This is a genomic window from Brucella cytisi (assembly GCF_038433355.1).
GTDB lineage: Bacteria > Pseudomonadota > Alphaproteobacteria > Rhizobiales > Rhizobiaceae > Brucella > Brucella cytisi.
In genome coordinates this window covers 66,922-88,813 of record NZ_JBCAUP010000024.1, presented here as the reverse complement: position 1 = coordinate 88,813, position 21,892 = coordinate 66,922, and the positions used below count along the sequence as shown (strand labels likewise).

Sequence of the window (21,892 nt, the reverse complement as noted above, 5' to 3'; positions counted from 1 at the left end):
TGGCATTGCGGAAGCGGCTGACGTCGTCGATCTCGGCATCGATCAGCCGGGCGAAGAACTCGCCAATGCCGGGGATCGTCTTCAACAGCTTCACATTGGCATTGGCCTTGGTCATCACCCGGATCGTCGTTTCCGACTGCTTGATCCGCTCGTTGATGTCGCCGATGAACGCGAGGCCGCGGTCGATTTGGACACGGTCAATGTCCGAGACGTTCACTTCGGCAAGCTGGATGCGGTCGGCCTTGCCAAACAGGTCGCCGAGTTTCTTCAGCTGGGCTGTTTGCTCCGGATACCGGTCAAACACCGTGACGATCCGGTTCTTGGTCATCGTGCGCAGTCTTACGTAAAACATCCGTTCGCGCAGCGCGACGCGAAGCTCCCGAGATTTTTCGCTGGGTGCCCAAGCCTCCGGCACCAGGTCGGCCCGCAGCAGATGCGCCAGTACCGTCGCATCGATCTTGTCGGTCTTGATCTTGGCGTCGGCGATCGCCTTGACCTTCAACGGGTGGGCGAGAACGACATCATCACAAATGTCGTCGAGCCAATCATACATCACCATCCAGTTGCGCGTCGCCTCGATGACCGCATGCGAGTTCTCGCGGTAGCGTTCGAGGAACCCGCCAAGCGAATGGCGATCGTTCTTAACCCGGCCGGAGCGCAGCGTCTTGCCGCTACTGTCCTGGACCACCAGGTGGCTGTAGGATTTGTGGTAATCGACGCCGATATGGTAATCATAAGAGGCAGTCATGCTTTCAACTCCCTTGTTGAGATCTGCGAAACCCCAACAGGATAAGCCGAAAGGCTGGAAGTGTGACTGTCCCTCGATCATTACCTGCATCTCACTGATCCGTTCTCTCAACGGGCGCGGCCTCTTTCATGCCACCTCCTTTTGCAAAGAGAATAGGGCGAGAACCGCCATTTTGCAGCATTGCAAGACGTGAACAGTGCGTAACGGTTCCAAAAAGATCAGTCTAAACCGCCATTTTGAAAAAAATAGTTTTACCTTTGTCCATTTTGGTGTAATGCAACTTCCAAATTGCGGTCATTCAAACGCCGACCGCCAAGGAGAACGATTAATGGAAATGCTTTTCATCCGACGATGAAACTTGAACCGCGCCCAAGCGCGGAATGCATTCCATTGACCTGATGGTCCCCGACTTCTCCTATTGCGATCTAAGCCCATGCAGCAGCTTGAACTGACCTACGCGCAGGAATGCCCGGCGCACGACATTGAAATCGAAGCCATCAATGCCGAAGCCTTCGGCCCCGGACGGTTTACCCGGGCCGCGCATTTCATCCGTGAAGGTGGTCCGCACGCCCTCGACCTTTCCTTCGTTGCGCTGATGGGCGGCATCGTCGTTGGCTCAGTACGGCAGACGCCGGTTATCGTCGGCAAGACGCCCGCACTCCTGCTTGGACCACTTGCTGTGCGGCCTGAGTGGAAGAAGCGGGGCATTGGCGGCAAGCTGATGCGCATGTCGCTGGAAGCGGCGAAGAAGGCCGGTCACAAGCTGGTTATTCTCGTCGGCGACGAGCCCTACTACGGTCCGTTCGGTTTCAAGATGGTGCCTGCTGGCTCCATGGTCATGCCAGCATCGGTCGATCCGCGCCGGATGCTTGCCTGCGAACTCGCAACCGGTGCGCTGAACGGTGTCAGCGGCATCGTGCGCCACGCCAACCGGGCAAAATAGTTAAATGAGGGGAAAGCGAGGGGCGGTTTACCGCCCTTCGCGATACCACATGCTGCCGAAGACGAAGAGCAGCAGGCCGAGCGCCAGGAAGCCAGAGAACAACGGCAGGCGATTGACGCTTTTCAGCTGCGTATCCGAGGTTTCACGCAGGCCAATCCAGTCGTTGCCGCTGGCGCTACGGTTGCCACTGATTGCGGTAATCGTGGGAACCCGGACCGAACTATCGGCACTTGCATGCACGCGATGGACCGAGCCACCGGCCGCTTCAGCGAGCGGCTTCAAACGATCCGTTGTGGAGATACTGTCCGCAAATTCCGGCGCATCGATCGGCCCGACATGGGCCAGTGCTTCCAGATCGCCGTTTTTCACCCGGAAGATGCCGATCTCGTCCGTTTGCAGCGAACCTTCAAACAGGCCTGGCTTGCTGGGCGCAAGATTGACCTGCAATTCCTTGCCGGATGGGGTCGAGACGGTTGCAACACCCGGATTATCGCCCATGGTCTGGCGGCGGATGGAAAGGGTGCGGCCATTGCCGGAGGCGGTCAGTGCCTCTTCCTCCAGTTCCGGCTCCTGCATCAGCCAATGAGCGATACGGCGATAGAGCGAAGCATAAGGGCCGCCGCCTTCGAAGCCGCGCGCCCAAAGCCAGCCCTGATCGGAGAGGAACATGCCGACGCGGCCTTTTCCGACGCGGTTGAGAACCAGCAACGGCTTGTTGTCCGCGCCACTCATCACTGTTTCGCCCTGCGGCGCGGTGATGTCGATGGTGCGGAACCAGCGGCTCCAGTGCGGCGGCTCCTGATCACTGCCATCAAGCCCGCGCGTGACGGGGTGGCGTTTGCCGATCGTCGTGAGGCGCGGATAGAACGCCTTTTCCGTCACGGCACCAGTCGGCATGGCGGGCAGGGCGCTATAAAGCGGCGTGCGGGCAATTGACATTTCGCCTGCATATTCCGGGCCGGCTGCGACCAGCAAGGCACCGCCATTCTCCACATATTGCGCAATGTAATCGTAATAGAGGAGCGGCAGCACATCGCGGTGCTGATAGCGGTCGAGAATGATGAGGTCGAACTCGTTGACCTTGTCCACGAAGAGTTCACGCGTCGGGAAAGCGATCAGCGACAATTCGTTGATCGGAGTGCCGTCCTGCTTTTCCGGCGGGCGCAAAATGGTGAAGTGAACGAGATCGACGGCGGCATCGGATTTCAGCAGGTTGCGCCATGTGCGTTCACCATTGTGCGGCTCACCGGAAACGAGCAGCACGCGCAGGTTCTCGCGCACGCCGTCCACGGTTGCGACAGCGCGATTGTTGGTGTCTGTTACTTCACCGGGAAGCGCTGGCGTGGCGATTTCGACAATGTTGACACCGGCGCGCGGCAAGGTGATGGTGACGGGTGTTTCCTGCCCGACCTGCGCTTCTTCCTCGCTGACGGTTTCGCCATTGACGCGGATTTCGACCGGCGCAGGGCTGCCGAGGTTTTTGCCTTCATCGATCACCGTAAACGACATTTCGAGCGGCTTGCCGCTGATGCCATAACGCGGTGCCTTGTTGAAGCGGATGCGGCGGTCGAATTCGTCCGGCTTTCCGGTCACGAGACCATGCAGCGGCGCATCGAAGCCGAGCGCATTCTTGTTACCTGGGATGTCGTGCACCTGACCGTCGGTAATCATGATCGCGCCCGCGACGCGGGACGGTGGCACGTCGAGAAGCGAACGTGCCAGCGGCCCGAAAAGCCGGGTTGCATAACCGTCTTCGTTTTCGCCGGGCTTGCCTGCTTCCACAATGCGGGTTTCAAACTGCGGCATGGTGGCAAGCTGGTCCTGCACCGCCTTCAAGGCGGCATCGGTGTCGGCACGACGGCTGCCGAGTTCCTGGCTCTGGCTGCGATCCACGACCACCGAGACCACGCTTTTCAGCGGTTCGCGTTCTTCATTGATGATGACGGGATTGAAAAGAGCAAGCGCAAGTGCCGCCGCAGCCAGCAGACGGATCAGACCGCCGCGCATCCGTAACGCAATCGTGGCCAGCACCAACAGCGCCAGCGGCACGAGGATGGCAATCAGCCAGGGCGTGGAGAGGAACGGTTCGAATTCGATATCCATTCTCACCTCCTACCGCCGTTCGCGTTCACGACGAGGGGAAAAGAGAAGCGGGATCGGGCGATGACGTGGCTGCAAAACATCATGCTAGTTCCCCAGCCGTTCGATGAGGTCCTTGGCGTGGACCTGATCGGATTTGTAGTTGCCGGTCAGCATATACATCACGATATTCACGCCGCCGCGAATGGCATAGATGCGCTGCATCGGATCGTTCGGCACAGTCGGGAGCAGCGGATTGCCTTGCTCATCCACAGCCCATGCGCCCGCGAAATCATTGGCCGTAATCATGATCGGTGTCACACCATCGCCGGTGCGCACGGGGCGTTCCCGTGGCGAAGCGTTCGGTGTCGAAGCCTCGACCCAGAGCGGGCTGCCTTCATAGCGACCCGGAAAATCGGGCATGATGAAGAAGGATTTGGTCAGCACATGATCGTCAGGCACGGGTTCCAGCGGCGGAACGTTCATGCCGTCGAGAATGGCGCGCAGGCGCTGGTTGGCGGGTGAGGCCGACGGATCGAGGCTGGCTCCGGCCTGCAACTGGTCGCGCGTGTCGAAAAGCACGGTGCCGCCCTGCTGCATATAGGCATCGACTTTGGCAATCGCTTCCGGGCTCGGCATCGGTGCCTGCGGGTCGATAGGCCAGTAGATCAGCGGATAAAAGGCCAGTTCGTCCTTGGCGGGGTCGACGCCGATAGGGTCGCCCGGTTCGAGTGCGGTCTTGTCCATCAGCGCGAAGCTCAAGCCCCGCATGCCTGCCTTGCTGATGTCGTCGGTCTGGGCGCTGCCGGTGATGACATAGGCAAGATGCGTCTGCGAGACGGAGTTGATGATCGCCTCGTCTCCGGGCTTGCTGTCGTCATGCACCTGCTCTTGAGCCCCAGACTGGGATTGAGTCTGTGCTTTTGCTTCGCCCATTCCGGAAGGAAGAAGGTTGAAGGCGAGGGAACCGGCCAGCAGAACAGCTATTCCCGCCAGCTTGGCACGCACTTTCATGCGGCGACGGAAGGCACCGCGCAGCCACAGCATCAAAAGCGTATCGAGTGCGAGAAGCATTGCGGCGACCGCAAAGAATGGTCCCGCCAGTGAAATCGACTGGTCCGATGTATAGGAGGCAGGTGTTATTCCGACGGAAAGTGTCGGCTGGGCAATCGGTTGCAGCTTGATGTTGGCACCTTCAAAGATGTTGAGCGCTTTCAAGCCGTCCTCATTGCCATAAAAGCCGGGCGGCGTGTTGATGCTGACGCTGGCTTGCTTGTTCTTTTCGACGATCAGTGGCTTGGCCTCGGATGTCGGCGGGGTTAGCGCGCCGGAAGCCGAAAGCAGCTGGTAGGGCGGCAGAGAGACCGAAGCCTGATTTTCCTGCGCGCCGGTTCTCTGTGACAGCGACACGATGCGGCGCAGCATTTCCACGAAGGAACCCGAAATAGGCAGGCTCGACCAGCTGGCATCGGGAGAGATGTGGAACAATACGATATTGCCGCGTCCGCGCTGTTCGCCGGTCACAAGCGGCGTTCCGTCCTGAAGAACGGCGTAAGCCTTGTCGTTGAGATCGAACGATGGCTCGGCAAGAACCTGCCGGGTGACGGTCACATCATCGGGGACAGCCAGACCGGCAAAAGGTCCCTTGTCAGGAAAAATGCGCAGCTTCTGCGGTTCGGACCAGGACAGCGTGCCGCCCAAGGCGCGCTCACCCTTGCGCAATTTCACCGGCAGAAGCGGATCATTGTCGCTGGCACCGGCAAGGCGCGGGCCTGCGAACCGCACCAGCGTGCCGCCGTCCTCGATCCATTTGGAAAGCTGTTCGGTGACAGGCTGTGGCAGCGTGCCGATATCGGCCATGATGAGGATCGACGGCTTTGCATCCAGCACTTCCGGCACGGATTGCAGAAGATCGGCAGAACGTGGTTCGATCAGATTGACATAGGGCGACAGCGCCCGGGAAATATAATGCAGTGGCGAGAGCAAGGGCTGCGCCAGATCGCCGTCACCGCTGGCGATAAGGCCGACGGTGCGCCGTTCCGATCCTGCATCGATCAGCCGTGTTGCGCCTGCCTGTTCGATACCATCGACACGGATCAGGCGGAAATCGTTGCGAAGCTCCACCGGCAGGTTGAACCGTGCCGTGCCTTCCGCACTTCCAAGCGCGAAGGAAAGCGGCGCCTCGGCGATGCGGCGCCCCTTGTCGTCATAGGCAGCGGCAGTGAGCGTGCGCGGAGCAGATACGCCTTCCGGGCGGATGGCGACGGCTTCCAGACTGTCAGCCTTGTTGTCTATGCCGGTCAGCGCCAAAGTGCGGCTGAGGTTCGCGCCATACCAGAGAACGGAGGCGAGATGCCCCGACTTGTCCAGTTCTGCGAAGGTTTCCGCATCATCTGATGATGCCAGTCCGTCGTTCATGAAGGCAAGGCGGACCTTTGTATCCGCGGGCAAGGTGGAAGCCAGTCGTTCCATTGCCGACTTGCGGTCAACCGGGATCGGGCGCGGCTCCAGTGCCTGAAGGCGCTCGGCAGCACTCTTGCCGTCATAGGGGCCGATTTCGGCGTTGGCCGGTTCCGCCGAACCCACGATGTAGATCGGAGCATTGCTGCCCTCTGCGTCGGAGATGAATTTTTCGGCAGCATTGACCCGCTGTTGCCAGTCCTCGGCGGAAGCCCAGCCATTGTCGATGACGATGGCAAGCGGCTCATTGCCGGACAGTGCGACCGGACGCGGATTCCAGACCGGCGAGGCAATTGCGAGAACGACGAGCGCGGCGATGAGCAGCCGCAGCAGCGTCATCCACCATGGACTTTTCGACGGCACTTCCTCGCGCTTGAAAACCTGCGCCAGAATGCGAAGCGGCGGAAAGGTTTCCTCCTGTGGACGCGGCGGCGTCATGCGCAAAAGCCACCAGATGACCGGCAGGGCGATCAGCCCCGCGAGAATGAGCGGCGAACCGAAGGCGAGCGGCAGAAAATTCATGTGCACGCGCCTCCCGCTGCAGGCAGGGCGGCGCTCAAGTTTCCGCTGGTGCTCAGCGCATCGTGAAGCCGTGCCAGTGCTTCCGCCGTCGGCCTGTCTGTCCGGTGGACCGTATAGCTCCAGCCGAGCCGCTTGCAGAAATCCGACAGGGTTTCACGGCGCGCAATGTAGAGGCGGCGATAATCGTCCGCATAGGTTTCGGCCCGACCGGCGACAAGCGTGGCGCCGGTTTCCGGATCGCGGAATTCGGTGCGGCCCGAATAGGGAAATGTTTCTTCCGCCGGATCGGCAACTTCCACCAGATGCGCGCGGACACCGCGTTGTGCCAGACGGTCGAGAAGATCGGTCAGTTCATCGAACGGATGCAGGAAATCCGATACGAGGACGACTTCCGAAAAACGGCGGATCTGGGTGATGTCGGGCAGTGCTGCAACCGGCGCTTCGTGCATCAGCGCTGCCGCCAGACGTTCAGCTCCGTTGCGGGCAGAAAAAGGCTGGATCAGCGCCGGAAAGGCAATGCGTTCGCCCGAGCGCGATAAAAGTTCGGCAAGAGCGAGCGTCAGCACGAGCGAACGCGCTTCCTTGGAAACAGGCGCGAGCTGCGAGCGATAGAGCATTGAGGGCGAGAAATCGCACCATAGCCAGACCGTATGGGCGGATTCCCATTCGCGGTCGCGGACATAGGTATGATCGTCGCGCGCGGAACGCCGCCAGTCGATGCGGGAAAGGGATTCGCCGTCCACATAGGGACGGAACTGCCAGAAATTTTCGCCGGGACCGCGTTTGCGCCGTCCGTGCCAGCCATTCATGACGGTGTTGACCACGCGCTGAGCTTCAACCAGCAGATCGGGGATGGCCGCTGCCCGCGCACGGGCGCGAGCAAGTGTCTCCTTGCGATCTGCGGTGGAAACTTCTGCGCCAATGACCATCAGACGGCAGCCTTTACCAAATTTGCGATGACGTCACGAATATGCATGCCGTCGGCGCGCGCAGCAAAGTTGAGCGCCATGCGGTGCTGAAGGACTGGCTCGGCCAGCGCCTTCACGTCGTCTACGGATGGGGCGAGACGGCCTTCATAGAGCGCGCGAGCGCGGGCGCACAACATCAGCGCCTGGCTGGCGCGTGGGCCGGGGCCCCAGGCGATGTGCTTTTTCGCGTGGTCGTTATCGGCATCGGGACGGGCGGAGCGCACCAGCTTGAGGATTGCTTCCACGACGCTTTCCGACACCGGCATACGCCGCACCAAAGTCTGCATTTCGATCAGCCGTTCGGCGTTGATGATCTCATAGGCCTTGGCCTCGGAAACGCCGGTAGTTTCCAGAAGAATGCGGCGTTCCGCATCCAGTTCCGGATAGAGAATGTCGATCTGCATCAGGAAGCGATCGAGCTGGGCTTCTGGCAGCGGATAGGTGCCTTCCTGTTCCAGCGGGTTCTGTGTCGCAAGCACATGAAACGGTGCGGGCAAGTCGTAGCGCTGGCCCGCGACCGTGACATGATATTCCTGCATGGCCTGCAAAAGCGCAGACTGCGTGCGCGGCGAAGCACGGTTGATTTCGTCAGCCATCAGGAGCTGCGCGAAGATCGGGCCCTTGAGATAGCGGAAGGAGCGGCGCCCGTCGGCATCTTGTTCCATGACTTCCGAACCGATGATGTCGGATGGCATCAGGTCGGGCGTGAACTGGATGCGCTGGCCGGAAAGGCCGAGCACGGTGCCCAGCGTTTCGACCAGCTTGGTCTTGGCGAGACCCGGTACGCCGACCAGCAAGGCGTGCCCGCCAGCCAGAACGGCGACGAGCGTGCGCTCGATCACGTTTTCCTGACCGAAGATCACAGTCCCGACGCTTTCCTTGATGCGTGCGATGTCCGCGAGCGCCCGTTCGGCCTCCGCGACGATCTGTTCGGGATTGGCGGTTTCAGGCGTAACGATAACGCTCATGTGGACCTCGCAATATGACCGCTCTGGCGGAAGTGCCTTATAAATCGCATATAGTGCTGACAAGCCGCGAAACGGTGACTATTTCATGACTTCGAGCATATTAAACACATTCGAGCAGGAATAACCGAGTCGGATGATAAAAAGCACCCCTGAAGGCAAAGACGCGCCGCAAAGTTCGATGCGCACCGCGGAAGGAACTGGCGGACTGGAAGCCCTGATTGCGCGCGCCCATGCGGATGCGCAAAGCGGTCCGGCGACGAAAGAGCGCGGAATCCCGCCTGTTGAGCGCTGGAACCCTGACTTTTGCGGCGATCTCGATATGGAAATCAAGGCTGATGGCACCTGGTTCTATATGGGTACGCCGATTGGGCGCAAACAGCTTGTGCGGCTGTTTTCGACCGTGCTGCGCAAGGACGACGACGGCCAGACCTATCTCGTAACTCCAGTGGAAAAAGTCGGCATTCGCGTCGAGGATGCGCATTTTGTTGTCGTCGAGATGGAAGTGTCTGGCGAAGGCGATGCGCAGGTGCTGACCTTCCGCACCAATGTGGGAGATGTCGTGACCGCCGACGCGCAGCATCCCCTGCGCTTCGTGATCGAGCGGACAAGCGGTGGATTGAAGCCCTATGTGCTGGTTCGTGGACGGCTGGAGGCGCTGATTGCGCGTGCTGTGATGTATGATCTGGTGGCGCTGGGCGAAGAGATCGAAATCGACGGCGTGCCGACATTTGCGGTTCGCTCTGGCGGCGTGGTCTTTCCGATCATGGCTTCCGATGCACTGGAGGCAGCACTGCAATGAGTGAATTCCCAGCCTTTTCAGCCGGTGATTTTGCCGAGCGGGTTCGGCAGTGGCGTCCCAGCCGGGATGATCTGACGGGCGATCATTCGCTTAATCCCGATATTACACAATTAATGACGATGGCTAAGATGCGCGACGCCGCCGTGCTGGTGCCGGTGGTGGATCGCGGATCGGAGGCCACACTGCTTTTGACGCAACGCACCGATACGCTGCGCAAGCATTCCGGCCAGATCGCCTTTCCGGGCGGCGCAATCGACCCGGAGGACGGCACGGCGGAACGGGCTGCACTGCGCGAGGCGAATGAGGAAATCGGGCTTGCGGCGGATCGTGCGGAGATCATCGGCAACCTGCCGCGTTATCTCACCGGTAGCGGATTTTCGATCACGCCCATTCTGGCGGTGGTGAAAACACCGTTTGACGTGCATCCGAACCCGGATGAAGTCGCCGATATTTTCGAGGTGCCGCTTTCCTTCCTGATGAACCCGGAGAACCATCGGCGTGAAAGCCGGGTATTCAACGGCAAGGAACGCTTTTATTACGCCATGCCTTATCACGAGCGATTCATCTGGGGGGCAACCGCCGGTATCATTCGCGGACTTTATGAAAGGCTCTACGTTTGAGCGAGAGTATGAATATTTCCGGCAAGGCGGACTGGCTGAAAGCAAAGCCGTTGCAAGCCCTGTTCAAGGCGTTGAACCGCGATGGCGGCGAGGCGCGTGTCGTGGGTGGCGCGGTGCGCAACACGCTGCTCGGCACCAAGGTGAGCGATGTCGATCTGGCGACCACGCATTTGCCGCAGGATACGGTCAGGCTGGCAAATGAAGCCGGTTTCAAGCCGGTGCCGACCGGTATCGAGCATGGCACGATCACTGTTGTCGTGCAGGGCCATCCGTTCGAGGTCACGACGCTGCGGCAGGATATTGAAACAAATGGCCGCCATGCCAAGGTCGCCTTCGGCACCGACTGGAAAGCCGATGCGGAACGGCGCGACTTCACCATCAATGCACTTTATGTGACGGCTGATGGCGGCGTGATCGATGATGTGGGCGGGCTTGCCGATATTGAAAGCCGGACGCTGCGCTTCATCGGCGATGCGGAACAGCGCATTCGAGAGGATTACCTGCGCATCCTGCGCTTTTTCCGCTTCTTCGCCTGGTATGGTTCGGGACGGCCCGAGGCTGAGGGCTTGCGCGCCAGCGCACGATTGAAGGACGGTCTTTCACAACTTTCCGCCGAACGGGTCTGGTCGGAACTGAAGAAACTCCTGTCCGCTCCCGATCCGTCGCGCGCGCTTTTGTGGATGCGACAGGCCGGTATCTTGAATCTCATTCTGCCTGAAAGCGAGAAATGGGGCATCGACGCCATTCATGGGCTGGTGCGGACCGAGGCCGATCTTGGCTGGCAGCCTGATCCGCTGCTGCGGCTTGAAAGCATTATTCCGCCCGACAGCGTGCGGATGGAAGAGATGGGCAAGCGGCTGAAAATGTCCAATGCGGAAAGGGCGCGGCTTGAAGCCTGGGCACGGGCCGATGCGGTCAAGCCGGAGCTTTCCGAGCAAGCTTTGAAGAAGACTATCTATCGCGGCAGCAAGCAGGCTGTGCTTGACCGCATTCGTCTGGCCTATGCGGCGGCGAGGGCCGATGCTGTGGGCAGCGACGATGCGATGATCCGCGCCGGTGGTTTCGCACGTCTTCTCGATGCTGCCGAACATTACGATGCGCCTGTTTTCCCTGTCACGGGCAGTGATCTTCTGGCTTTGGGCATTGAAAAAGGCCCCGGTCTTGGAGAAACATTGCGGTCTCTCGAAACTTTCTGGATTGACTCCGGTTTTAGTCTTGACCGTGCCACGCTTCTGGACAAACTTGATCGCGGTTAGAGCGGTTTCGCTCTAACCGCTTTTTCTCAGGCATTTCCGAACACAAAACCGTGTCTCACTTTTGTTGGAAATGCCCTGAAAATGAATAGCTAATGGCTTGCTTGCAAATTTCAGCCGTAGTTTCATCGCTTTATAGCTGGAGCATGTTTCCCAAAAGTGTGAACCGGTTTTGGGGCGAAACATACCCAAAACAGGCCCAATACTGGCAAAGAAAACTTTTCAGCGCGCGTTTTGAAAGAATATGAGATGTCCAACCCCGATACATCGATACAAGACAAAGCAGCGACCGATCCGAAGCAGAAGTTTGGCACCGAAGGCATCGCCGCCATGGACCGGCCAAGCCCGATCACCCGTTTTTTCATGGGGATCGTATCCTGGGCCGAAGGTCTCAATCTGAAATATGCCAAGCTCGGCAATCCGCCCGTCTACGACAATGCGACTTTCCCCTGGTCCGCCGAGATCGAGAAGGAATGGCCTGCCATCCGCAAGGAGCTGGATACGGTTCTGCTGCGTCAGAGTGAGCTGCCTTCCTTTCAGGATATTTCGACCGATGTGAAAACGATCTCGACCGATAATCGCTGGAAGACATTCTTCCTGCTCGGTTTCGGCGTGAAGTCGGAACAGAACATCAAGGCATGCCCGGAAACCTGGCGTATCGTGAACAAGATTCCCGGCCTGACGACGGCAATGTTCTCCATCTTCGAACCGGGCAAGCATCTGCCGCCGCATCGCGGACCTTATAATGGCGTGCTGCGCCTGCATCTTGGTCTCATCGTGCCGGAACCGAATGACCAGCTTGCCATCCGCGTGGACAATCAGGTCTGTCATTGGCAGGAAGGCAAGGTGCTAATTTTCGACGATGCCTATGAGCATGAGGCGTGGAACCATACCGACAAGACGCGCGTGGTCCTTTTCGTCGACTTTGTGAAGCCGCTCAAGTTCCCGGCTCGACTGGTCAACTGGTGCCTGATGAACCTTGCGATCTTCACGCCGTTCATCAAGGAGGGGCTCGATAACCACAATGAGTGGGAAAAGAAGTTTTATGCGGAAGCCGAAAAGCTGCGCAACCAGCCGAAAAACTGAACGGTTTGACAGCGGCGCTCAGCGCTTATAAATGTGCAGGAGGGCTTATCGCCCTCCTGTTTTTATGTGTTCCCTGCCGCATTGCCATTTTGGGTTTTGCCGGGAATACCATGACGAGGAATTGTTGATGCCGGAGATTGTAGGAAGCCTTTGATCGTTCCGAACAAGCTGCAAGATGGCAGGCGCTGAGAGCGTCTGACTGGCAGTGTTCAGGAGCGGAAACGGCATTGGCCGTGGATGGTTCACCATCCGCGAGAGCTGATGCTTGTCATGGTTTCCATCCAGGCAAGAACAACAATGAATATCTCACGCATGGAACAGCGCGTCTTGCACGTGCTGGCGCAGGGCGGTTACATCCGCCATCTGCGCGAAGACGGACATATCTGCGAAATCGAATGCTTTACCCGTGAAGGCTATCTGCTTTCCGATTGCACGATGGCAGTTTTCCAGCAATTGCGCCGTAAGCGGCTGATCGAATCCCGAATGGGCAGTCCTTATCGCATCTCGTTCAAAGGGCGCGAAAATGTTCGCGCTCAGCTCAATAACCGGTGAAGGAGAGCGTCATGCATATTCGCAAGGAAACGTCTGAAGACGCCGCCGAAATCCGTCACCTCACGGATGAGGCATTCCGCACCGTGGCTTATAGCAACCAGAAGGAAGGAGAGATCGTTGATGCGCTTCGCGCTGCAAAGGCGCTCACTCTGTCGCTGGTTGCCGAAGATAAGGGCGAAATTCTGGGTCATGTCGCATTCTCGCCCGTCCTGATCGGCGGCGAGGACAAGGGCTGGTACGGGCTTGGCCCTGTTTCGGTCCGTCCAGACCGGCAAGGCGAAGGGATAGGCGGCAAGCTGATCCGCGAAGGCCTTGCGCTATTGCGTGCGATTGGAGCTAAAGGCTGCGTTCTTCTGGGTGATCCCGGCTATTACGGTCGTTTCGGCTTCAAGGCCGATGCGCGGCTGAAACTGCCGGGTGTGCCCGCGAAATATTTCCAGTGTCTGGCCTTCGGGCCCGATATGCCACAGGGCGATGTCGCCTATCATACCGCATTCAACATATAAAAAAGGGCCGGGAAACCGGCCCTTTTCTTTCAGTTTTTTACGGCCACTTCACCACAGGCGGCATGGAAGACAGGATGGAATTCACATTGCCGCCGGTCTTGAGGCCGAAGATCGTGCCGCGATCGTAAAGCAGGTTGAACTCGACATAGCGGCCACGGCGGATGAGCTGCTCGTTGCGATCTGCGTCAGTCCAGTCCTTGTTGAAGTTCTGGCGCACCAGATGCGGATAGACGACCGAGAAACCGCGTCCCACGTCGCGCGTATAGGCAAAATCCGCGTCCCAGCCGCCTTTTTCGTCCGGCGAATGCAGCCAATCATAGAAGATGCCACCGGTGCCACGGGGTTCATTGCGATGCGGCAGGAAGAAATATTCGTCGCACCAGTCCTTCACGCGCTGATAGTCGACGATGTCCTTGTGCTTCTCGCAGATGAAACGGAAAGCCTTGTGGAAGGCGAGTGTATCGGGATCGTCCTGCGTGCGGCGGCTGTCCAGAACTGGCGTCAGGTCGGCACCGCCGCCGAACCACTGGCGCGTGGTCACGACCATGCGCGTGTTCATGTGGACGGCAGGCACATTCGGGTTTTGCGGATGGGCGATGAGCGAAATGCCGCTCGCCCAATAACGCGGATCTTCCTCTGCGCCGGGAATCTGCTTGCGGAACTCCGGCGAGAACTCGCCATAGACCGTCGAGACATGCACGCCGACCTTTTCGAAGACACGGCCATGCATGATCGACATGACGCCACCGCCGCCACGGCCTTCGTCCTTCTGCCAGGGCGTGCGGACGAAACGTCCGGGCTCACGATCTGAAAGTGGGCCCTGCAATTCATCTTCAAGTTGTTCGTAGCTTGCACAGATACGGTCGCGCAGTTCCTCGAACCAGCGCTGTGCCGCCTGTTTCTTCTCTTCGATGTCCGCGGGGATGATTGCTGGAATTTCGTCGCGTTGCATTGTCTGTTTCCTTCCGGCGCGGTTTGCCGGATCGCTCGGCGGTATCAGGCAGCCAAGGGTAAATGGATGAACTATTATTTCTTGGCTTATCAAAGTCCGCTGCAGGCGCAAAGCACGAAGCGCGCGATCACAGGGTAGTATAGACCCTCTCCCCAAGAAAAGACTCGTCTTTGTAGACCCGCTCCCCTATCTTTCTCTACCTAGGGTTTGGAAGTCATTCATTTCCGGTTTTGCCGGGAGGGCATAGCATGACAGCAGCACCGCCCCGTCCACCGCTCGAAGGCTTGCGCAAGCAGCTGCAGAAGAGTCGCGCCCAGAAAGGCCTGAAGCAAAGCCGGATGCCGCGCGACGGTTTCGTTCGCGAGACATTCACCCTGCCGAGGCTGGCGGCACGTGAAAAAGCGCGTGAATGGTTCGAGACATTCCCGAAAGCGGCCTACTGGACGGAAATCGAGAGCTGGTGCGAGCGCCCGGATGACGTGATCGAGTTCACCATGCGCCGGCTGGCGACTGCGGATTAGCGAACTGGTTCAGCCCAGCGGCTTAATTCAATGAATCGAGATTCCAATTAGGACATTGTAAAAACGCCCTGCGGCAAAAGCCCGGGGCGCTTTCAATTCTGGTTCGTTATATCGTTACCCGTTTTGTCTCACGTTGGAAGCTTTGGTTTCAACGTGAGTCTGCTCGACACGATCGAAACAAAGTTCTAGAATTTTACTTTCAGGCCAGCTGATACAGTTGCTGCCTGAAGCGAAGCGCCAGCGCCGTCTGGCACGAAGCTCACCGTGTTGTCGGAGTGATCGAAAGTTTGGGTGTCACCTCTCATTTTCAAGTGCTTTTCAAACCCGGCAGTGACGTAAAGGCTTGTTTGTTCGTTAAACGAATAGGACGCGTTGGCTTGAAGTTCAAAGTATGGCGCACTGTCAAATGTTTCGTTGAAACGCAGGTTGCGTAGCCAGTGATCGTCGACATCTTTGCCGGAAACGGTGACACCAACACGTCCGAGAGCGCTGAACGACCATCGATCCAGCTTGGTGGTCCATTCAGAACCAATGAAAAGCGCAGGCAAACGCTGTTCGTAACTTATTACTTTTCCGTCAGAAAATGTTCCTTCAGTGTCACGAAAATCGGTCGAACTGTAGACATAATCGCCGCCATAAGCCGTCCACTTCACGTTCGTATACTTAAATCCGCCATGAATATTCAGCGTATTCTGCGGATTGATAACGAAGTTATGCCCCAGGGCGACATCAAAACTGATGTAGCGGTCTAAATCGGTTTCACTTAGAGAGTGATCTGTCCAGTTGTTAAAGTCGTATCCGCTGAAACCACCCACGTCGGAAAGCCAATCATAATCGTGTAAATTTCCGCTTCCAGTCAGACCGACGTTCAAGTTTCCTGAGAATGTAAGGTCAGAACCAATGTCTGCCGTTATCTTGCCGTTTAAGATCGGCATTTGAGACTTCCAGATAAGATGACTTATTCTATTGTCTTCGTCGTAGACTATTTCGTCAGCTTTGATCCAGGAGTATCCGATGCTTCCAGAAAATGTATAATTTACATCTGTGGTTTTCTGATTTGAAATATCCGCCGAAATGGCATTGCTGCAGTTCAAAGAATATAAAAAAATAAAGAATATAATTTTCTTCATTATTTAGCCCCATATCAATTAGAGTGTAATTTGAGATGGAGTAATTTTTATAATACTTTGAATCAACCGCTTGTTTGAGCTGGCAATTTATATTCAAAAAACTGCCAGCTCAATGATTGGAGTTTTATTTCCCTGCAGTCTGCGGTGCTTTTTCCCATGCATTCCAGTTCTGGATGATGCTGTCGGCATAGGCCTTCCCGACGCGATAGGCGTTGGTTGTGGCGAGCGGGAAGCCGCCGGAATTTGCGGCAAGCGATTCAGCAGCCGTCTGGTCCTTGCCCTGACGGTCGAAGTTCGACGCGGTGCGCAGCAATGCGATGCGGTTGAAATCGAGCTTGCCAGCGTCGGCAGCCCGTTTCAGCGAGGTCAGCGTGGCATTGTCTTCCATCTGGGATGTGCAGTAGTCGGCCTTGCCGTCGGTCAGAAGCTTCGACCATTCGGTCATGGCTTCGCCGAGCTTCGCGCCGTGCCAGTAGGTATCGCCCGAAGCCGTATCGCAGATCGTGACCTTTGGCGCGCCGGTCGCCGCTTCCTGCGTGTAGTGCTTGCGGTATTCCTTCGCTGCGTCGCTATCGAGAAGTTCGATGCCCTTGGTTGTTGCCAGTGCGTAATCGGCCAGCTTGCCGTTCAGTTCGAAGACTTCAGTGCCCGCAGCCCATTTCGGCTTTTCGCCGGGCTTTGCAGCGCCGAGGCCGAAAAAGTCCGTTGGCCAGCCTTCCGGTGCTTCCCGAATGTCGATGCGGTGGTTCAGATTGGCATCGACGGAATATTTTGCCCAATGCGCCGATCCGAGTGTGCCGTGCTTCGGGTCGACACCGGCAATGCCTGCGATCAGGAAATAGGTGTGCGAGAGGTCGAGCTTGTCGCTCAGCGCCATAGCCGCCGTCGCGCTTGCGGCATTGGCGAAGCCCATCGCCGTCGTCATGTGACAGAGGCCTTCGGCGGTGCAGTCGATCTCTGGATATTCGGGGCTCAGGCCCGGCAGCTTGATCTTCTGCGTGAATTTTTCGCCTTCAAGCCATGGCTTGGCTTCTTCGCCGAACATGGTGATGACCATCACCTTTGGCGCGATGGGCGAAGCCTCCTTGGCGAAAGCCGGAGCGCTTGCCAGCAGGGAAGCGGCGGAAGCAGCAAGAGTGAGTGTACGAACAGACAGGTTCATGGACGAAGCGAGCCTTTCAGACCGGATGGGGCGGGGGTGCTTTGCGAAGCCGGTCCTTTCGCGAAGCGCAATTCTGGCGTTGTCATTCCTGCCGGAGGGAATCGACCTTGTCCCTCCGCTGGCGCAGAGCTTCGCCTGCCGTCATCGCAACCGAAACCGCAAGATTTAGCGATCTCGCGCCGGGCATCATCGGGATCAGAAGCCGTGCATCGGCGGAATTGTGGACATTGTCGGGTACGCCCGACGACTCACGCCCGAAGAGCAGAATGTCATTTTCCTGAAACCGATAATCCGTATAGGGGATCGCTGCCTCGGTGGACAGCAACACGATCCGGCGCTTGGCCTGCAGGCGCCAGTCTTCGAAGTGGTGCCAGTCCGCATGGCGAGTGAGGGTTGCCTGCTCCAGATAGTCCATGCCGGCGCGCTTCAGGGACCGGTCGGAAATGTCGAACCCGGCAGGTTCGATCAAGTCGACCGCGAAGCCGAGGCAAGCGGCCATACGCAGGATGGTTCCCGTGTTGCCGGGAATGTCGGGCTGGTAAAGTGCGACGCGCAGTTCCATATGATGCGGGTAACGCGAAATGCAGATCGCCGCAAGCACCGAAAGCGGCAATAGCCGGAACATCAACAGCTCCGGTGTCGTGATTTCTACAGAAAACATCTGTAGAAATATTCCCGTTTTGTTCCTCTTCCGTCTTGGCAATTCTTCCGGGACCACCTAAAAGGTGCACCATGTTCAGATGGTTTGAAAAACGACTCGAAGCCTATCCCGAAGAGCCGCCGCGCGAGCCCCCGCGCGGACTGGTAGCCTTTTGCCTTTATTATACCCGCGGTGCCTGGCCGTGGATCATCGGCATGGCAATCTTCACCACGCTCATCGCCGTGATCGAAGTGTCGCTCTTTGCCTTCATGGGCAATATTGTCGACTGGCTGTCACATCAGTCGCGAGAGACATTTCTGAGCAATGAAGGCTGGCGGCTTGCGCTGATTGCTGGTGTTGTTCTGGGCGTCCTTCCGGGCGTGGTACTGATCCATTCGCTGCTTATCCACCAGACATTGCTCGGCAATTATCCGATGCGTGTGCGCTGGCTGATGCACCGTTACCTGATCCGCCAGTCGATGGCTTTCTTTCAGGATGAGTTTGCCGGGCGCATTTCAACCAAGCTGATGCAGACTGCGCTCGCCGTTCGTGAAACGGTGATGAAGCTTCTGGACGTGCTCAACTATGTGATCGTCTATTTTGCGGGCACGCTGTTTATTGCAGCGTCTGCGGACCTTGTCCTGATGATCCCGTTTGCCGTCTGGCTCGTCGTCTACATCATATTGCTGCGCGTTTTCATCCCGCGTCTGCGCGTGATTTCAGAACAGCAGGCCGATGCGCGTTCATCGATGACGGGACGTATCGTCGACAGCTATACCAATATCGCAACCGTGAAGCTTTTCTCGCATTCAAGCCGGGAAGAATCATATGTGAAGGAAAGCCTCGATGGCTTCCTCGGTACCGTGCATCGGCAGATGCGACTCATCACGTTGTTTCATTTCACGCTCTATATGGCGAACTGCATTCTGCTGTTTGCGGTGGGTGCAATCGGCATCCAGCTCTGGATGAATGAAGCGATTTCCGTTGGCGCCGTTGCTGTGGGCATTGGTCTGGTTCTGCGCCTCAACGGCATGTCGCAGTGGATCATGTGGGAAATGTCGGCCCTGTTTGAAAATATAGGTACGGTGGAGGACGGGATCACGACGATTGCGCGTTCGCATGAGGTCGTGGACGTCCCCAGTGCACCGGCATTGCAGGTGACCAGAGGCGAACTCGACTTCGACAAGATCGGCTTCCATTACGGCAAGGGCAAAGGGGTTATCGAAAATCTCACGCTCACGATCCAGCCGGGCCAGAAAGTGGGTCTGGTTGGGCGGTCCGGTGCTGGCAAGTCCACGCTGGTCAATCTGCTGTTGCGCTTCTACGATCTGGAGAAGGGCCGCATTCTGATCGATGGGCAGGACATCTCCAAAGTCACGCAGGATTCGCTTCGCGCCAATATCGGCATGGTGACGCAGGATACCTCGCTTCTGCACCGTTCGGTTCGTGAGAACATCATGTATGGGCGGCCGGATGCGACCGAAGAGATGCTCCAGCAGGCCATTCGTCTGGCGCAGGCCGACCAGTTCATTCCGCTGCTGACCGACCCGAAGGGACGGCAGGGGCTGGATGCGCATGTCGGCGAACGGGGAGTCAAGCTTTCCGGCGGACAGCGCCAGCGCATTGCCATTGCGCGTGTGATGCTGAAGGATGCGCCGATCCTCATTCTGGACGAGGCGACCTCGGCGCTCGATTCGGAAGTCGAAGCAGCCATTCAGGATAGTCTCAACACCTTGATGGAAGGCAAGACCGTGATTGCCATCGCGCACCGCCTTTCCACCATTGCGGCGCTTGATCGTCTCGTGGTGATGGACAAGGGGCGCATCGTCGAAGATGGCACGCATGAGGAACTTGTGGCGCTCGGCGGCATTTATGCAAGTCTATGGGCCCGCCAGTCCGGCGGTTTCCTCGGCTTCGATGAAAATCCCGAGGATGCGCTGGTACAATAAGGACAGAAGCCATTGATGAAAGCGGTTTACAGCCTGTTCGAACGTTGGGTCGATCCCTTTCGTGAACCGGACCGGCTGAGACCGCCTTCAACCACGCTCGGCTTTCTCTGGCATTATGCGAGGCAAGCGAAATGGCCGCTCGCCGTTTCGCTTGCGGTTGGCGGATTGCTGCCGCTGGTCGAGGCAGGCTTGTTCTATTTCACAGGCAGGTTGGTCGATATTCTTGATCAGGTGGGTAAGGGTGGCGTCGAACGAAGCTGGTCGGCGCTTTTGCAGGCGGCAGGGCCAGAGCTTCTGTTCATGGGCATAACCGTCCTTGTAATCCGCCTCGTTGTGACGGCGATCAACACGCTGCTGGAAGACCAGACCTTGTCGCCGGGTTTCTACAATATGATCCGCTGGCAGGCGAACTCCTATGTTCTCCGCCAGTCCTATGCCTTCTTCCAGAATGATTTTGCCGGGCGCATTGCCACCAAGGTCTGGCAGGCGGGGCAGGCGGCAGGCGATCTCATTGAAAGTCTCATTCAGGTCGTCTGGTTCATGGCGATCTACAGCATCACCACGCTGTTTCTGGTCGGTCGGCTCGACTGGCGGCTGGCAGCGGCGGTAGTCCTTTGGATCATTGCCTTCGGCTTCATCGCCTGGCGCTATCTGCCGCGCATCCGCAAGCACGCTGAGGCTTCTGCCGAGGCGGGATCGATGATTAACGGGCGTATCGTTGACAGCTATTCCAACATCCAGACGATCAAGCTCAATACTGCCGATGACGATGAGCGCTATCTGCGCGATGGTTTCGAGCGGTATCTCGGCGCAATTCTTCCGTTCATGCGCTCGCTCACCGGCGTTCGTGTTTCGCTCACCGCACTTTCCGGCCTGATGATCGTGACGGTTGCGGCGATTGCCATCGATTTGTGGACGCGCAATGCCATCACGGTCGGGCAGGTGTCGTTCACGCTTGGCCTCGTGCTGCGCCTCAATATGCTCCTTGGCCGTCTCATGATGCAGCTCAATGGCATGCTGCGCCAGCTCGGACTGATCGAGAATTCCATGCGGCTGGTTTCTGCTCCGCTTGGTCTTGAGGATAGGCCCGGTGCCAAACCCTTGCAGGTGACTAAGGCGCGTATCGATGTTCAGGATGTCACGTTCCACTACGGCAAGGCTGCGGGCGTTCTCGACAATATCAACCTCACTGTGCGCGGTGGTGAACGCGTCGGTCTCGTCGGGCATTCCGGGGCGGGCAAGTCTACCCTCGTAAATCTCATCCTGCGCCTCTACGATGTCGAGAAAGGCGCGATCCTCGTGGAGGGTCAGGACATTCGCGATGTCACCCAGACCTCGCTGCGTCGGGCGGTCGCGGTCGTCAGTCAGGAAACTGCATTGCTCCACAGGTCGCTGCGCGACAACATCATGCTGGCGCGCGACGATGCGACCGACGAAGAACTGCTGCAGGCAGCACGTCAGGCCGAAGCCGATGGGTTCATTGCCAGTCTGGAGGATTTCCAGGGGCGGCGGTCGTTCGATGCCTTTGTGGGCGAGCGCGGCGTCAAGCTTTCTGGCGGGCAGCGCCAGCGCATTGCTATCGCTCGCGCTATTTTGAAGGACGCGCCAATCCTCATCCTCGATGAGGCGACTTCCGCACTCGATTCGGAGGTCGAAGCTTCGATTCAGGAGAATTTGAAACGCCTTATGGATGGAAAGACGGTTATTGCGATTGCTCACCGCCTTTCCACCATCGCAGCGCTCGATCGTCTCGTTGTGATGGATCAAGGCCGCATCGTGGAGGAGGGGACGCATGACGAACTTATCGCCCGCGGTGGCATCTATGCGGGACTTTGGGCCCGCCAGTCGGGCGGTTTCATAGGGAGGAACGGAGAAAGCTGAAAGCTTTCCACTGTCTGTAATGCGTTATCGCTTTGCTGTGCATTCCCTGAATTGAGCAAGCAAATCCGCCTGCGACATCGTGCCGTCATAAGGGGTTGGTGTCTGGACAAGCGATTTTTACGCGCATAAACCGGATAGTGAAATGGAGGGAAT

The 21,892-nt window shown here is 57.9% G+C and carries 19 protein-coding genes; 10 read left to right on the top strand and 9 right to left on the bottom strand.

Features of this window, described 5'->3' with window-relative positions; genetic code table 11:
- Positions 1-748, bottom strand: a 748-nt coding sequence (locus AAE521_RS20450) for an IS110 family transposase (protein ID WP_342062198.1), incomplete at its 3' end; no start/stop codon positions are given.
- Between the two features lie 433 nt (positions 749-1,181).
- Here AAE521_RS20450 and AAE521_RS20445 point away from each other — a divergent pair.
- The gene (locus tag AAE521_RS20445; protein ID WP_010659590.1) at positions 1,182-1,691 is read left to right on the top strand and encodes a GNAT family N-acetyltransferase; all 510 of its coding nucleotides are present in this window, start codon (positions 1,182-1,184) and stop codon (positions 1,689-1,691) included.
- Between the two features lie 27 nt (positions 1,692-1,718).
- On the opposite strand, the gene AAE521_RS20440 is transcribed toward AAE521_RS20445, so the two are convergent.
- From AAE521_RS20440 to AAE521_RS20425, 4 genes are all read right to left on the bottom strand, one after another.
- Positions 1,719-3,794 (bottom strand): hypothetical protein, encoded by a 2,076-nt coding sequence (locus tag AAE521_RS20440; RefSeq protein ID WP_342062260.1) that lies wholly within the window; start codon positions 3,792-3,794, stop codon positions 1,719-1,721.
- Positions 3,795-3,878: 84 nt separating this feature from the next.
- Positions 3,879-6,752 (bottom strand): DUF4159 domain-containing protein, encoded by a 2,874-nt coding sequence (locus tag AAE521_RS20435; protein ID WP_342062259.1) that lies wholly within the window; start codon positions 6,750-6,752, stop codon positions 3,879-3,881.
- Positions 6,749-7,681 carry a DUF58 domain-containing protein gene (locus AAE521_RS20430; RefSeq protein ID WP_342062258.1) on the bottom strand — a complete coding sequence of 311 codons (933 nt, stop codon included), beginning with the start codon at positions 7,679-7,681 and terminating at the stop codon, positions 6,749-6,751. The genes AAE521_RS20435 and AAE521_RS20430 overlap by 4 nt, the downstream gene beginning before the upstream one ends.
- A complete protein-coding gene (locus AAE521_RS20425; protein WP_010659594.1) occupies positions 7,681-8,688 on the bottom strand; it encodes an AAA family ATPase in 1,008 nt (335 codons plus the stop codon). Before AAE521_RS20425 ends, AAE521_RS20430 begins: the two co-directional genes overlap by 1 nt.
- 133 nt (positions 8,689-8,821) lie before the next feature.
- Between AAE521_RS20425 and AAE521_RS20420 the strand changes: the two genes are divergently transcribed.
- From AAE521_RS20420 to AAE521_RS20395, 6 genes are all read left to right on the top strand, one after another.
- Positions 8,822-9,487, top strand: coding sequence for a DUF1285 domain-containing protein (locus tag AAE521_RS20420; protein WP_029929156.1), 666 nt, complete (start codon positions 8,822-8,824; stop codon positions 9,485-9,487).
- The gene (locus AAE521_RS20415; RefSeq protein WP_029929155.1) at positions 9,484-10,107 is read left to right on the top strand and encodes a CoA pyrophosphatase; all 624 of its coding nucleotides are present in this window, start codon (positions 9,484-9,486) and stop codon (positions 10,105-10,107) included. The genes AAE521_RS20420 and AAE521_RS20415 overlap by 4 nt, the downstream gene beginning before the upstream one ends.
- A complete protein-coding gene (locus AAE521_RS20410; protein ID WP_342062257.1) occupies positions 10,104-11,363 on the top strand; it encodes a CCA tRNA nucleotidyltransferase in 1,260 nt (419 codons plus the stop codon). Before AAE521_RS20415 ends, AAE521_RS20410 begins: the two co-directional genes overlap by 4 nt.
- Positions 11,364-11,609: 246 nt before the next feature.
- Complete coding sequence (olsC, locus tag AAE521_RS20405; RefSeq protein WP_010659598.1) at positions 11,610-12,446, top strand: ornithine lipid ester-linked acyl 2-hydroxylase OlsC; 837 nt, start codon at positions 11,610-11,612, stop codon at positions 12,444-12,446.
- A gap of 297 nt (positions 12,447-12,743) precedes the next feature.
- Positions 12,744-12,998, top strand: coding sequence for a YjhX family toxin (locus AAE521_RS20400; RefSeq protein WP_010659599.1), 255 nt, complete (start codon positions 12,744-12,746; stop codon positions 12,996-12,998).
- An 11-nt stretch (positions 12,999-13,009) separates the two neighbouring features.
- On the top strand, positions 13,010-13,504 hold the full coding sequence (locus AAE521_RS20395) for a GNAT family N-acetyltransferase (protein ID WP_342062256.1): 495 nt from the start codon (positions 13,010-13,012) through the stop codon (positions 13,502-13,504).
- Positions 13,505-13,541: 37 nt separating this feature from the next.
- On the opposite strand, the gene hemF is transcribed toward AAE521_RS20395, so the two are convergent.
- On the bottom strand, positions 13,542-14,456 hold the full coding sequence (gene hemF, locus AAE521_RS20390) for an oxygen-dependent coproporphyrinogen oxidase (protein ID WP_010659601.1): 915 nt from the start codon (positions 14,454-14,456) through the stop codon (positions 13,542-13,544).
- Between the two features lie 248 nt (positions 14,457-14,704).
- On the opposite strand from hemF, the gene AAE521_RS20385 reads away from it, so the two are divergent.
- The gene (locus AAE521_RS20385) at positions 14,705-14,977 is read left to right on the top strand and encodes a hypothetical protein (RefSeq protein WP_010659602.1); all 273 of its coding nucleotides are present in this window, start codon (positions 14,705-14,707) and stop codon (positions 14,975-14,977) included.
- A gap of 185 nt (positions 14,978-15,162) precedes the next feature.
- Here the strand turns inward: AAE521_RS20385 and AAE521_RS20380 are convergent, their stop codons facing one another.
- The 3 genes from AAE521_RS20380 to AAE521_RS20370 all read right to left on the bottom strand — a co-directional run bounded on the left by AAE521_RS20380 (position 15,163) and on the right by AAE521_RS20370 (position 17,831).
- Positions 15,163-16,107 (bottom strand): omptin family outer membrane protease, encoded by a 945-nt coding sequence (locus AAE521_RS20380; RefSeq protein WP_342062255.1) that lies wholly within the window; start codon positions 16,105-16,107, stop codon positions 15,163-15,165.
- Between the two features lie 124 nt (positions 16,108-16,231).
- Positions 16,232-17,269 (bottom strand): purine-nucleoside phosphorylase, encoded by a 1,038-nt coding sequence (locus tag AAE521_RS20375; RefSeq protein ID WP_151615350.1) that lies wholly within the window; start codon positions 17,267-17,269, stop codon positions 16,232-16,234.
- Positions 17,270-17,351: 82 nt separating this feature from the next.
- Positions 17,352-17,831: a tRNA (cytidine(34)-2'-O)-methyltransferase gene (locus AAE521_RS20370; protein WP_342062261.1), complete on the bottom strand. Its 480-nt coding sequence runs from the start codon at positions 17,829-17,831 to the stop codon at positions 17,352-17,354.
- A gap of 170 nt (positions 17,832-18,001) precedes the next feature.
- Between AAE521_RS20370 and AAE521_RS20365 the strand changes: the two genes are divergently transcribed.
- On the top strand, positions 18,002-19,858 hold the full coding sequence (locus AAE521_RS20365) for an ABC transporter ATP-binding protein (RefSeq protein WP_342062254.1): 1,857 nt from the start codon (positions 18,002-18,004) through the stop codon (positions 19,856-19,858).
- Positions 19,859-19,873: 15 nt separating this feature from the next.
- Positions 19,874-21,739, top strand: coding sequence for an ABC transporter ATP-binding protein (locus tag AAE521_RS20360; RefSeq protein WP_342062253.1), 1,866 nt, complete (start codon positions 19,874-19,876; stop codon positions 21,737-21,739).
- Positions 21,740-21,892 lie beyond the last annotated feature (153 nt).